General features: G+C 32.7%; 13 protein-coding genes. 8 read left to right on the top strand and 5 right to left on the bottom strand.

The window, feature by feature from the left end:
• Window positions 1–317 precede the first annotated feature (317 nt).
• Genes ACUUYC_RS06165 through ACUUYC_RS06155 form a run of 3 tightly spaced genes read right to left on the bottom strand, consistent with a single transcriptional unit; the run spans window position 318 to window position 2706 of the window.
• Window positions 318–1460, bottom strand: a complete 1143-nt coding sequence (locus ACUUYC_RS06165) for a hypothetical protein (RefSeq protein ID WP_474264653.1) — start codon at window positions 1458–1460, stop codon at window positions 318–320.
• Entirely contained in the window at window positions 1457–2353 is an 897-nt protein-coding gene (locus ACUUYC_RS06160; protein ID WP_474264650.1) for a DMT family transporter, read from the bottom strand. Before ACUUYC_RS06160 ends, ACUUYC_RS06165 begins: the two co-directional genes overlap by 4 nt.
• Before the next feature lie 2 nt (window positions 2354–2355).
• On the bottom strand, window positions 2356–2706 hold the full coding sequence (locus ACUUYC_RS06155; protein WP_474264648.1) for an arsenate reductase family protein: 351 nt from the start codon (window positions 2704–2706) through the stop codon (window positions 2356–2358).
• Window positions 2707–2811: 105 nt separating this feature from the next.
• Here ACUUYC_RS06155 and ACUUYC_RS06150 point away from each other — a divergent pair, with 105 nt between their 5' ends.
• The 6 genes from ACUUYC_RS06150 to ACUUYC_RS06125 all read left to right on the top strand — a co-directional run bounded on the left by ACUUYC_RS06150 (window position 2812) and on the right by ACUUYC_RS06125 (window position 8392).
• Window positions 2812–3267, top strand: coding sequence for a DinB family protein (locus ACUUYC_RS06150; protein ID WP_474264646.1), 456 nt, complete (start codon window positions 2812–2814; stop codon window positions 3265–3267).
• Window positions 3268–3271: 4 nt separating this feature from the next.
• A complete protein-coding gene (locus ACUUYC_RS06145; protein ID WP_474264644.1) occupies window positions 3272–4513 on the top strand; it encodes a cation:proton antiporter in 1242 nt (413 codons plus the stop codon).
• Between the two features lie 45 nt (window positions 4514–4558).
• Entirely contained in the window at window positions 4559–5389 is an 831-nt protein-coding gene (locus ACUUYC_RS06140) for a DUF6597 domain-containing transcriptional factor (RefSeq protein WP_474264642.1), read from the top strand.
• 64 nt (window positions 5390–5453) lie between these two features.
• On the top strand, window positions 5454–5864 hold the full coding sequence (locus ACUUYC_RS06135) for a DUF1761 domain-containing protein (RefSeq protein ID WP_474264641.1): 411 nt from the start codon (window positions 5454–5456) through the stop codon (window positions 5862–5864).
• Between the two features lie 11 nt (window positions 5865–5875).
• Complete coding sequence (locus tag ACUUYC_RS06130; protein ID WP_474264639.1) at window positions 5876–6406, top strand: DUF5655 domain-containing protein; 531 nt, start codon at window positions 5876–5878, stop codon at window positions 6404–6406.
• Between the two features lie 141 nt (window positions 6407–6547).
• Window positions 6548–8392: a PLP-dependent aminotransferase family protein gene (locus ACUUYC_RS06125; RefSeq protein ID WP_474264637.1), complete on the top strand. Its 1845-nt coding sequence runs from the start codon at window positions 6548–6550 to the stop codon at window positions 8390–8392.
• A gap of 336 nt (window positions 8393–8728) precedes the next feature.
• Here ACUUYC_RS06125 and ACUUYC_RS06120 read toward each other — a convergent pair whose 3' ends face one another.
• On the bottom strand, window positions 8729–10372 hold the full coding sequence (locus tag ACUUYC_RS06120) for a M1 family metallopeptidase (RefSeq protein ID WP_474264635.1): 1644 nt from the start codon (window positions 10370–10372) through the stop codon (window positions 8729–8731).
• Between the two features lie 95 nt (window positions 10373–10467).
• Here ACUUYC_RS06120 and ACUUYC_RS06115 point away from each other — a divergent pair, with 95 nt between their 5' ends.
• Complete coding sequence (locus tag ACUUYC_RS06115; RefSeq protein WP_474264633.1) at window positions 10468–11610, top strand: cystathionine gamma-synthase; 1143 nt, start codon at window positions 10468–10470, stop codon at window positions 11608–11610.
• A 170-nt stretch (window positions 11611–11780) separates the two neighbouring features.
• On the opposite strand, the gene ACUUYC_RS06110 is transcribed toward ACUUYC_RS06115, so the two are convergent.
• Entirely contained in the window at window positions 11781–12569 is a 789-nt protein-coding gene (locus tag ACUUYC_RS06110) for a THC0290_0291 family protein (RefSeq protein ID WP_474264631.1), read from the bottom strand.
• Between the two features lie 248 nt (window positions 12570–12817).
• Between ACUUYC_RS06110 and gdhA the strand changes: the two genes are divergently transcribed.
• Window positions 12818–14161, top strand: a complete 1344-nt coding sequence (gene gdhA / locus ACUUYC_RS06105; protein ID WP_474264629.1) for an NADP-specific glutamate dehydrogenase — start codon at window positions 12818–12820, stop codon at window positions 14159–14161.
• The last annotated feature ends 7 nt before the right edge of the window (window positions 14162–14168 follow it).

The raw sequence follows: 14168 nt of genomic DNA, 5'->3' as shown, positions 1-14168 counted from the left end.
AGTAATAAAGTGAATTTTGAGAAAACACCATAAGGTGTGAATATTTAGGAATAAGAAAAGTTTTTAATAGAACGAAATGAAAATCAGAAACCTAAACAAGTTTAAATGATTGCTTGTTGTCATTCCGCACTTGTTGCGTAATCTACTTTTATTCCTAGTGGATTCCTGCATTCGCAGAAATGACAATTGAAACTTTGAAAATTTTCCACCTTATTGAATAAAGTTCAATTTGATAAAAATGATCTAACATTTCGACAGCACTCAATGTGACACAATCTAAATCAGTCTAGAAATTTAATGATCTAGTCAAGTCTAAATTACTTCTTAAAAGGCTTATGCTCTTTAAAATCTTTAATCTTAATATTTTTGATAAAAGGTTTCATTAAACTGTTTATGAAAGGTCTTTTGTGACGAATGTAGCAAGTCAAATCCTGTGGTTTCGCGCCAAGCGTGCTCTTAATTTCAGAAGCAGTTCTTCCTAAATTGATACGTGTTGCTTGATGCTGAATTCCCAAACGGACATAATCATTTAAAATACGGGGATAAATAGCACAATCTTTATTCAGTGAATAGTCTAGACCAATAAAATGCGCGTCTAAATTTTTCCGATTTACCATGGCAGATAAGAATCCAACCAATTTATCTTCTAAAAAATAACCTTTTACAATAAACTGATCGCCATGCGTTTTTTTGAGTACCATATAGGTGTTCAAATCGAGAATTTGCGCATTGAAATTCGCATTGGCAATAGTATTCTCATACAAGGCTTGTAGCTCACCTTTATATTGCTCAATCTGTTTATAGGTAAACTCTTTTGCGATAAGATTTTCACTCTTACTATCAGCTTTATTGGCTTTTACACGATATTTAGATTTGAGAGCACTTTTATAATCATCAAACGATTTCCATTCAGGTTTTAGAGTGATAATCATATTTGGCTCAACCTTCATCGGTGAATAATGATAATCCTTTAATTGATCGGTTAATGGAAGTGACGTTTCTTTAAAATCTTTTACAAACACAGCATGCAACTTCTTTGTTTGTTTCATCAACGTTTTTAACGCTGAAACTAATTCGTGAAACAAGGCGTTTGTATCTTCACCTTTTTTGATAAAAGTACCGTATTCACCACTCAAAAACACATTTCCACAAAACATGATTTTTGGCATGTTATTGCAAAATAAACTATTGATACCTTTTTTAAGTCGTTCTGAAATTTTGATGTTTTTCGTGATCGTTTTTATCGGAATTGTCACTACTTGTGTAGATGCAAAAGCAACAGCTTCTTTTTTGTCGTTTACAATTACAATATACCGAAACACGATATCGTCATTTGCAACTTCGTATGCTCGTAAAAATTCGGGTGTATAATATGTATTGGATAAACAGTCTAGTTGTTCCCAATACTCTTTGGGAATATCGTTTACACCATTATAAAAAAGAGGCTTTGTTTTACTCATGATTTAACTTTGGCTTTGTTCAATGTAACGAGGTATACTCCTGCGAAAATCAACGTAGCCGCTACAATTTTAATAAAATCTAGGGAATCACTACCTACAAGAACTGCAAAAATTCCTGCAATAACAGGTTGAAGGTATAAAAAAGTTGTTACTGTAGAAGCTTTTAATTCGCGCAATGCCAACGGATTTAATAAATACGTCGCAAAAGTGGCACCAATTATTACAAATGCAACTTCAAAAAAGACATAAGGTGTAAAAATAGACCAATCAACAGCTTCTAATTGAGAGAAGCCAAATGGGAAAACAAGGATTGTTCCAAACAAAAACAACCATTTTATAAATGTAAAAGGATGATATTTAGCTGTTAACTTTTTAATAATAATGATGTAGATACTATAGGATACTGCATTGATAAATACGAGTAAATTCCCCAAAGGAATGTTTGCGGAGTTTTCAGTAGGTTTCCCGTAAAGGCTAAGTACAACTGCGCCTGAGAGTCCTAAAACAATTCCAATAATTTTGGTGGGAATTACTTTTTCTTTTAAAAAAATAGCAGATAATATCAATACAATAATTGGGACAACAACCATAATCACAGAAGCATGAATTGGTGTTGTATATTCAAATCCTTTGAAAAAGCATAGCATGTTGACTGCAATTCCGAAAACTGAAGCTAAAAAGAAAGTGAAGTAATCTTTCCGATCAATCTTTTCTTTTGGTGCAAACAGACTAAATATCCAAAATAATACACCAGCGCCAGCAACACGCAACAATATAAATCCAAAGGGTTTTACGTAGCCACCTTTTATTACATCAGAAGCAAATGTAAATGTAATGCCATAAAACACTTGAACCATAAAGGCAGCAACAAAAGCAAAGGTTTTTTTAGACATGATTACGAAATCGCTTCTTTAGCAGCAGCTACGGTTTTGGCGGAATTTCCAATGAAAATTTGATCTTCAACAATAATAACAGGACGTTTTAAAAAGGTATAATGTTCTAAAATATATTGTTTGTAGTCTTTTTCGCTTAATTCCTGATTTTTCAAATCCATTTTTTTGTACAACTGAGCACGTTTGCTAAACAACGCTTCATAACTTCCCGAAAGTGCATGCATTTCTTCGAGTTGTTTCACGGTAATTCCTTCTTCTTTAATTCCTTGTAATACAAAATCAGAAGTTGGTTGAATGTCTTTAATGATTCGTTGACACGTGTTACATGTCTTTAAATGATATATTTTCTTCACAGGTTCAAATTTAAAAAAAGAGGTTCATCTACATTTAGTCGTAAAACTTATACAAAGAAAATTCTTTTCGCCTAAAAATTGATACTTTTAAGCAAAATATACCAAATGAATTTTACGAATAGCATTGCATATAAAAATAGAATCATCTTAAAACGATTTTTAACAGAAATATCTTTAGATGATTTAAACAAAATTCCAGAAGGATTTTCCAATAATATCATTTGGAATATTGCACATATTATTGTGACGCAACAATTATTAATTTACAAATTATCAGGTTTGCCAATTCATGTTTCGGAAGAAATGGTGTCAAAGTATAGAAACAAAACAAAACCGGAAGGAAATGTAACGCAGGCAGAAGTTGATGAATTCAGTGGTTTGCTGGAAAGTTTACTAATTCAAACAGAAAAAGATATAGCAGCAGGAATTTTTAAAGTCTACAATGAATATACTGTAAGTTTAGGAGTAACTTTGACAAATTTACAAGAAGCAACAGAATTCAATAATTTTCACGAAGGTATACATTTAGGGTATATATTAGCACTCAGAAAAGCAATCTAAACTTATGGACTATTTTTTAATTATTACAATACTTGTTTTTTTAGCGGCAGCTTTTGGATATATCAATGTTCGCTTTTTAAAACTTCCTAATACAATTGGTTTAATGCTGATTACCATTGTATTTACGCTTGCCGTATTTGGATTGAGTTATTTTGATGCTACATTACTAAATGCTGAAAAATACATCATTACACAAATAGATTTTAGAACCGTATTGCTCGATATTATGCTGAGTTTTCTGCTCTTTGCAGGTGCATTGCATACCAATTTTGAACAGCTCAAAGTACAACGTTGGCCTGTATTAGTTTTTGCAACTTTAGGTGTCTTGGTTTCTACATTTTTGGTCGGAATTGTGATGTATTATGTATTAATACTTACAGGTTTAGAAGTAAACTTTATCTATTGTTTGTTATTTGGAGCATTGATTTCGCCAACAGATCCAATAGCCGTTTTAGGAATCTTGAAAAAAGCTGGTGTTCCCAAAAAATTAGAAGTCAAAATTGTGGGCGAATCACTATTTAATGATGGTGTTGGTGTTGTTATTTTCTTGACGATATTTCAAATTGCATCTTCTGGTTCGGGAAATGTAGAAGTACTAGATGTTGTAAAGTTATTTGGTTTGGAAGTTTTTGGAGGAATTGCCTTAGGAGCTTTACTCGGTTGGATCACCTACAGATTATTAAAATCAATTGACGATTACGATATTGAAGTCATTATTACATTGGCTGCAGTTATGGGCGGAACCGCTATTGCTCATGAAATTCATGTTTCTGCACCATTAGCCGTCGTTACTGCCGGATTAATTGTAGGAAACGATACCGTACGCGGAACAGCAATGTCAAGAGTTACAGAAACCTATGTAGACAAGTTTTGGGAATTGATTGATATTCTGCTAAACACTATTTTGTTTGTGTTGATTGGAATGGAAATGTTAGTGATTGCGTTTGAAATGAAATATATAGTTGCAGGATTATTAGCAATTCCGATTGTATTATTATGCAGATACATGTCGTTATTATTGCCAATTAATTTCTTTAAAAAGAAACTCGATTTTGTGCCAAATACCAACTTAATTATGACTTGGGGCGGATTGCGTGGAGGAATTTCCATTGCACTTGCATTAGGATTAACAGCCGAAATGCACCGTGATTTATTCTTAGTAATAACGTACGTTGTTGTGATATTTTCAATTCTTATTCAAGGGTTAACAGTTGGGAAATTGGTAAAAAAATTGAAAAAGGATTAAATTATATGAAAGGCAAGCATAGCTTGTAGCTAAAAAAGAAAACCAATGATATTTGAAACGCACGAACTAAAAGGAACGTTAGGTACATATATTGAGTCTATATTTCATTTTAAAGACTTCGTTCCTGATCATTCCATTGAGCGAGTTGTTCCAACAGGTCATATCTTCATAATTTTTGAATTAGATGGTTTTACACGAAACACTTTTGACAATAGTACACTAAAACCAAACAATACATTTACGAAGGTTTGGATTTCGGGAATGCATAAAAATCACATTTCAATTTCTGCACATAAAAAATCAGAAATGTTTGTCATTCAGTTCAAACCATTTGGCGGATATCCATTTTTTCACTTTCCAATTCACGAATTGAATGAAAAAATACTTCCTGCAGAAAAAATATTTGGAAATGAAATACTCGAATTAAGAACAGACATTTTAGCAAAAGAAGCATCAATAGAAAAGTTTCAAGTTGCTGAAAAATGGCTCACAAATAAATTTGATCAAGAGAAGGTTCCTTCTACAGAATTATTAAATGTTTTAGAAAAATTGCAAACAACATCTGTTTCTAACTACAGTAAGATTATTGAAAACTATTCTAAAACACAAAAACATCTAATAGATCAATTCAAAAAATATATTGGTTTAACGCCTAAATATTATCAAAGAATTTTACGATTTAATGAAATTCTACAACAAATTCATAAATCTGAAAAAATAGAATGGTCACAAGTTGCGTATCAATGTGAATATGCTGACCAATCGCACTTTATAAAAGAATTTAAACACTTTTCAGGAATCAATCCGCAAAAATTTATCCAACAAGGTTTTCATAATGACGAATCAAATTTCTTTCCTCTAGATCGGGAAGGTTAATTTTTTACTATCCTAAAAATTCATATTGAAGTAGTATTGTAATCTAATCATAAAATAATTACATATGGATTTAGAAACAGCATTTCAAAACATTAATTGGTTATCAGTAATTGTGAGCTCAATTTCAGCATTTTTAATAGGTGGAATTTGGTATGGTCCGATTTTCGGAAAAAGTTGGATGACTGAATTTGGTTTTACAGAAGAAACTTTACAAAAAAGAAGTATGTTCAAAGTTTTTGGACTTTCCTTACTTTTATCATTTATTGCCGCATTAGTGTTAGAGTTGTTTATTGGAGCAACTGCGGATTTAATATTTGGAACAATGGCAGGTTTTATGGCCGGAATTGGTTGGGTAAGTACCATGTTAGGAATTTTGTACTTATTTGAGATGAGATCATTAAAAGCATTTTTAATAAATGCAGGATATTGTACAATAGCATTAACAACAATGGGCGCTATATTAGGTGCTTGGTAAAATATATACAAATGGAAAAAGGACTACTAGAAAAAACAGGAAAATCACTTGAACATTGGATAAAAATTGTAAAAGAATCCAAGATTGAAAAACACAAAGCCATCATTGATTTTTTAAAATCTGAGCACAACTTTACGTATGGTTTTGCAAATTTTGTATCGCATAAAGCAAGAGAATCTGATGCAGGTTCCATAGATGATGCTGAACTATTAACAACTCAATACAAAGGAAAAGAACAGTTGAAACCAATCTATGACATGCTTCTTTCAAAAATTAGTGTTTTAGGGAATGATATTACGGTTACACCTAAAAAAAGTAGTGTGAGCTTTATTAGAAAAAAACAATTTGTGTTAATAAAACCTGCAACAAAAACACGTATTGATTTAGGACTAAAACTAAAAGGGAAAGAATTGACAGAGCGACTTGAAAATTCTGGACCATTTGGAGCAATGTGTACACATAGAGTCAGGCTAAGTTCAATAGAAGAAGTAAACTCCGAACTCCTTGAGTGGATAAAAGAAGCCTATGAAAAGGCAGAATAAATAGAAGTAGTATGCACTTACAGAATCCGCTTGTTTAAAAACCAGTGTAATATATGTTAGGAATCTGCTAACAAAACGTCTTATAAAATTCAAAAAAAAATCTAAATACTGTATCTTGCCGTGCTTTTTAAAGGAGAAATTATGCTAGACAATAAAGTAGTAAACTATATAAAGGATGTATTACAAAATACACCAGCGAGTTGGTTAAATCTAACAACGCATAGATTAGATATTTACAATGAAAAATTGGCTAAAACTGAATTTTTAGAACAGTTTGAAGTTTTATATACGAACAATAATTATGAAGCATCAGTACTCAATGAATTACCGACTGCTTTTGATTATATTCGATTAGGACATCCTTTATCTTGCGTGTTAGAATGGGGAATTGCAAAATTATATAACCTGAAACCAGAAAATATAATAAGTTTTTCATCGAGTACAACTCCTATTTTAGCTGTCTTAAGAAAAAACTTATTTGACAATAAAAATACACAAATCATTTATACAGATTCATTGCCAGATTTCTTTGATGCTGATACATTAAAGAATGTGTATGGATATAAATTTGAATTAAAAAAGGTTGAAAATGCTTCAGCTGTTTCAGCTTTTGATGGTAGTACAATCTTCATTTCACAACAAGATGATATTTGCAATTTTTCACATACTTCAACGATTGACTTTTCTTTAAATGTGCATTCGCAATTGGGAAGTGTTTTACTTGCAAATAAAAATCAAGATGAAAGTTATATTTCTGAAATACAGCATGTAAGAAGAAGAGAGTCTATTGCAATGACACCAGCAAATTGTTTTGCAGCGTTACACATTCTCACGGGAAAACCATCTGAAAATACAGATGAAAGTACTGTAGAAACTAACAAAAAACGTGTGTTGGATTTAGTCAATCAAATCACTGGAACAAACACAAAAGGGTTAGTTGCTTCTAGCGGATTATCTATCCAATATGCTATTTTAATGGGATTCATTCATGATGCTGTAGAAAATCATAAAGGAAAAGATATCAAACTTATTGTGCCTCCAAATTGTTATGGTGGAACAAATGACCAATCAAGACGTGTTGCTGCATGTATTGATAATGTTGAGGTTGTAGATTTAGCAGTTGATGGCGGAAATGATATGGTTCAAAGTATTGATGTCGTTTTAGAAAAAATTGCAGCAGAAGATGCTGTTCCTTACATTATTGCTGAAATTCCAACAAACCCAAGAGTTGAGGTTCCAGATTTGATACAATTAAAAAATGTGTTAACGAAAGAACGTACTACGAAAAATGGTAAAAAAGCAATTGATCCCGTTTTTATTTTAGATCAAACATTTTGTCCTAATGTATATTTCTTAGGTGAAAACGAAATACTTTCTACGGTTCGTGCAATTTCATTTTCAAGCGGATCAAAATTTCCAAGTGGTGGTTTATGTACTGCTGGATACTGTGTTGGAAACGAAAAATCGGCAGCTTTGATGGAAAAAATAGAAATGCATCTAAAACTTTGTGATAATGAAGCAACAGCGCTTCAATATGAAATATTAGCAAAGCAATTGCCTTCTATGAAGCAACGAGTTATTGACGCGTATCAAAACACACGCAAATTTGTAAACTTCATTAAGGAAACATTGCCAGCAGCGAAAATCAATTTTGTTTCTGAAGAATTAGCAGCACAAGGATTTACGCCTTCTGTTTTTTCATTAGATCTTCCTACGAAAGGAAATACAGACGAAGAAAGAGAAGCGTATAAAAGAGCATTAAATCATAAATTAATTAATTTAATGATTACCGAAATTCCGAATGAAAGCAAGTATTGTGTGAGTTACGGACAGCTAAAAGGTTGTTATTGGACAATTCCTGCAACGTCAACACAAGGAACGACGAAAGAAGGTGACAAAGATTATATTGCGCGTGTAGCACTTTCTCCAAACATGGACTTAGAACTACATAAAAAAGTATTTGCAGACTTTGTTAGCAACATTTAATTCTAATATGTAATTAGTTGAAATGAGTTAAATTATTATTATAAATGTTGAATTGAAAAGCTCATTTTAGTTTTTCCGTAGTATAACAATTGTTTTCCGTTAAAAATTTTTGAAGCCTTGGAAAAAATTTAGGAAAACTATTGTGGTTCTAGTTTTTCAGAAAAAACTAGAAATACCTCTGGAAAAATTCCCTTTCTTTTGTTTCTTTTCTTTGGGAAAGCAAAGAAAACGAAAAGAAGATATATGTCTGGGTTAGTTCTAAATTTGCGTTGTGAAAAACACTAACATTCCAAAAGCAAAGTATATCTAACAATCTAAGGAGTCCAATAATCTAAATTAATTGCGTTCAATTTTCACATAAAAATTCTTGTCAATTTCTATAGAAGTAGCTTCGTTAGCTATTGCTTTTGTATTCCAAGAAGTTGTTGGAAATAACCATACTTCTTTTTCATTAATGATTATTTTCACCTTCATGTTAAAATGATCAATGCAATTTCGCCAGCGATATTTTAAAACATCACCTTCAATTGTATATGATAAAATAGGAATGTCTGTCGCTCGTAAATATTGGTCAAATACAGCAGACAAATCAATGCCTGACTTTTCACTCATGTAGTTTTCAATCTGTTCAGTAGTTACCGTTTGATGATAAAAATCCTTGTTCAATCCACGTAAAATACTGCGCCATTTCACATCATCATTGATGAGTTGACGAATCATATGCAGCATATTTGCGCCTTTATAATACATATCGCCCGAACCTTCATGATTTACATTATAAATTCCAATAATAGGTTTGTCATTTTGAATGCTTCTACGCGTACCAATTACATATTCGGCACTTGCTGCTGTTCCATAAAAATAGTCTAAAAACAAATTCTCTGAATAGGCTGTGAAACTCTCATGAATCCACATGTCAGCAATGTCAATATTGGTAATATTATTCGCAAACCATTCATGCCCAGATTCGTGCACAATAATAAAGTCAAACTTCATTCCCCAGCCTGTCCTACTCAAATCAAAACCTCTATAACCGTTTTTATAACCATTTCCATATGTTACTGAACTTTGATGTTCCATACCCAAATATGGCGCTTCCACTAGTTTATAACTATCTTCATAAAACGGATACGGTCCAAACCAATGCTCAAAAGCTTCTAGCGTACGTTTGGCATCTTTAAACTGTTCTTTTGCTTTCGCTAAATTATCGCGCAATACATAATAATCCATATCTAAAACACCATTTTCACCTTTGTGTTTTTCGCCAAAGTGAACATAATCGCCAATATTAATATTTACACCATAATTATTAATCGGATTTAGTACATTCCAATGATATGTTTTGGTTTTATCATCTCGTTCTTCAACCTTAACTAAGCGTCCATTAGATACATTCATTAAATTCTTCGGAACGGTTACGCTAATCTTCATGCTATCAACTTCATCATACATATGATCTTTACATGGCCACCAAACGCTTGCGCCGAGTCCTTGGCAAGAAGAAGCAATAAAAGGCAATCCATTTTCATCTTTCTTCCACGTAATGCCGCCATCCCAAGGTGGACGTTTTGCAACTTTAGGTTTCCCTTCGTAAAAAACTTTTACACTATATATTTTTCCTAATTGTTGCGCTTCCGCGAGATGAATATAGTGCGCATTTCCATCATGTGTAACTTCTAATTCAGCACCATTCTGAACTGCTTTGGTTATTTTTAAAGGTTTTTGTAAATCAACCTGAAGCGTCTTTTTATTGGAAGAAATTACTTTATATTGAATTGTGTTACTTCCCGAAATTGTTTCATCTGTTGGTTTTACTTCAATATCTAAATGGTAATGTGTCAAATCCCACCAAGCGCGTTCAGGTGTAATTGATCCACGTAACGTATCTTGCTTTGTAAAATTTTGAGCAAAAACTTGTGTGCTAATTAGTATGAATAAACTAAGAAGATATATGATAGAATTGTTATTTTTATGAATCATTTCGACTAAAAATTAAGTATTCATAAAGGTACATTTATAATCTAGAATTCAATAAATTCAACGTTAAATTTGTATCAGTTAAAAGAAGAAAATACATGAAGTTTAATACAAAAACGATACATGGTGGGCAAAAGCCCGACAAAGCGTATGGAGCTGTAATGCCGCCAATATATCAAACGTCAACCTATGCGCAAAGTACGCCTGGCGGACATAAAGGTTATGAATATTCACGAACGCACAATCCTACACGTACTGCGTTAGAAAATGGATTGGCAAGTATTGAAAACGGAACGTATGGTTTGGCATTTGGATCAGGTTTGGCGGCAATTGACGCAATTATGAAACTTTTGCAACCAGGAGATGAAGTAATTTCTACAAGTGATTTATACGGAGGAACATACCGACTATTTACAAAGATATTTGAAGGATTTGGAATCAAGTTTCACTTTATAGGAATGCAAAATGCATCAAATATTGAATCGTATATAAATGAAAACACAAAGCTAATTTGGGTAGAAACACCAACGAATCCAATGATGAATATTATTGATATTGAAGCAACAGCCATCGTAGCAAAAAAGCACAATGTCATGTTAGCAGTTGATAATACGTTTGCAACACCATATTTGCAAAGACCTTTAGATTTAGGAGCAGACATTGTAATGCATTCGGTAACTAAATATATTGGTGGACATAGTGATTTAGTAATGGGCGCTTTGATTGTGAAAGACAAAGAAATTGCAGATAAACTATATTTTATTCAAAATGCAAGTGGCGCCATTTGTGGACCAATGGATAGTTTCTTAGCATTAAGAGGAATAAAAACATTACATGTTCGTATGCAGCGTCATTGTGAAAATGGAAAAGCTGTTGCAGAATATTTAGCACAACATCCAAAAGTCGAAAAAGTATATTGGCCAGGTTTTTCATCACATCCAAATCATGACATTGCAAAAAAACAAATGGACGACTTTGGAGGAATGATTTCGTTTGTAGCCAAAGGAAATAAGTATGAACAAGCGGTTAAAATTGTAGAAAATTTAAAGATATTTACATTGGCAGAATCACTTGGTGGTGTAGAATCGTTAGCCGGACATCCAGCAAGTATGACGCATGCAAGTATTCCGAAAGTCGAAAGAGAAAAAACGGGTGTTGTAGATTCTTTAATTAGATTAAGTGTTGGTATTGAGGATATTGAAGATTTAATTGCGGATTTAGCACAAGCGTTAGAAAAGTAAATTAGTATTTAGAGGTGAGTATTGAGAAATTTTTCAGTATATAAATAGAAGTTTAATTTTTTGTTTCTTTTTTATCAAGAAAAAAGACAAGAAGTAAAAACTTCAAGAACGGTAGCTATAAAAAAAGGCATTCTGTACAGAATGCCTTTTTTTAATTTATATAGTTTCGTTTAGAAATTCAAATAATAAATGTATCCAACATTAATAATGAATCCCCAATCGTTTGCTTTATTCTCAGGATATAAGTTTTCATCAGGATTTAATCCATCAACCCAGTTAGAGAAATAATACCTCCAACGGAAATCTAATAATAAATCTGATGTTTCTGTAAATTTATAACGTGTTCCAAAACTTGCAACAACAGACCAAGTTGATCCAGATTCATTTAAAAATGCATCTTGATACTTTACGGGTAAAACTCCAGGATCAGTAAGTCGTCCTAAGTCTGATTCTACTGAAGGTGTAAAATAATTATACTGAACACCTAAAGCTACATATGGAGCTAATAAATAACCACCACTTTCAAATTCACGAATACTTCTTGGAAAATATTCCAATTGTGTTCCTAAATTTAATACACGTGTACTTCCGTGCATTGCTCGTAATTGGTCAGCAACTAAAGAAACTTTGTCATCACCGACATACCTTCCAAAGTGTTCTAGTTTTACAGTTGTATACGTTAATTCATTCCTAACTTTAAAATGATCATTAAAATAAGTGTATCTAGTAAAACAGTTACATTCGGCGCGATACGAGAAGTTAAGGTAGTGTACAATTCCGAATTCGAGACCGACGTTACCTATATTCGTCTCAAAATCACTACGTTCCCCGTAATCAGACTGGAACGCATTGGGTCCTACAACAAACCCTATTTCGTGAGAAAATCCGAATTGGGCATTGGCCGTGCTGACAAAAGTCAACACTAACAATAGGAAAACAGGATAGATTTTTTTAAGCATGGTCTAACCAAGATTTTTTGAGGCTTCTCAGCAAATATATAAAAACCCTTAAAACAAAAAAATAAAAAGTGTATTAACTATTCTTTATTAATAATAGATGTAAGGTATTTACGTAAATAACGTCATATAATGCGAAAACGTATTCGTATTATCAAATTATAAAAAAAAGAGTGTTATTTTTTAATAAAATGTATATTTGTACGGTCAAATAATGATATTAATAATAATATGTTAATTAAACTTCGTTTATGGAAGCAAAAATAAAAGACTTTTTAGACTTGGTAAAGCAGACAAACGGTCATGAAGCTGAATTTCTACAAGCAGTTCAGGAAGTTGCCGAAGCTGTAATCCCTTATATTGAAGGAAAAGATAAATATAACGGAACAAAAATACTTGAAAGAATGGTAGAGCCTGAGCGTGTTTTAATGTTCAGAGTTCCTTGGGTAGATGATAGTGGAGAAACACAAGTAAACCGTGGATACAGAATTGAAATGAATTCTGCTATCGGACCTTATAAAGGTGGATTACGCTTTCACCCAAGTGTAAATTTAAGTATCCTTAAATTCTTAGCTTTTGAGCAAGTATTTAAAAATAGTCTAACAACATTACCTATGGGTGGTGGAAAAGGAGGATCAGATTTTAATCCAAAAGGAAAGTCTGATATAGAAATTATGCGTTTCTGTCAAGCTTTTATGTCGGAATTATTCAGACATATTGGAGCAAACACTGATGTTCCTGCGGGAGATATCGGAGTTGGTGGACGTGAAATTGGATACATGTTTGGAATGTACAAGAAACTGAGAAATGAATTCACAGGAGTATTGACAGGAAAAGGAATCACTTGGGGAGGATCATTAATTCGCCCAGAAGCAACAGGATATGGAAACGTATACTTTGCACAAAGTATGTTAGGAACACAAAATACTTCTTTTAAAGGAAAAACAGTCGTAATTTCTGGTTCTGGAAATGTTGCGCAATATGCAGCAGAGAAAGCAACTGAATTAGGAGGGAAAGTAGTAACAATGTCCGATTCTTCTGGACACATTCATGATGCTGACGGAATTGATGCCGATAAATTAGCATTCATTATGGAATTAAAGAATGTAAAAAGAGGTAGAATTCATGAATATGTAAATCAATATCCTTCTGCAACATTCCACAAAGGTGAAAGACCTTGGAATGTAAAATGTGATATTGCATTACCATGTGCTACGCAAAACGAATTAAACGGAGATGAAGCTAAAGTACTTATCGCAAACGGATGTGTTTGTGTAAGTGAAGGAGCAAACATGCCTTCAACACCAGAAGCTATTGAAGCATTCCATGAAGCAAAAATATTATTTGCGCCAGGAAAAGCATCAAATGCTGGTGGAGTAGCAACTTCAGGTTTAGAAATGACTCAAAATTCATTGCGTTATAACTGGACACGTGAAGAAGTTGATGCTAAATTGAAACAAATTATGATCGATATTCACCAAGCGTGTGAAGAATACGGTACTGATGAAAACGGATATATTGACTACGTAAAAGGTGCAAATATTGCAGGTTTTGTAAAAGTAGCTGATGCCATGATTGCACAAGGAGTTGTGTAATTACAAT

This window comes from Kordia sp. E (genome assembly GCF_056033805.1).
Note: the sequence above shows the minus strand (reverse complement) of the source record. Positions and strands in the feature narration are given on the sequence as shown.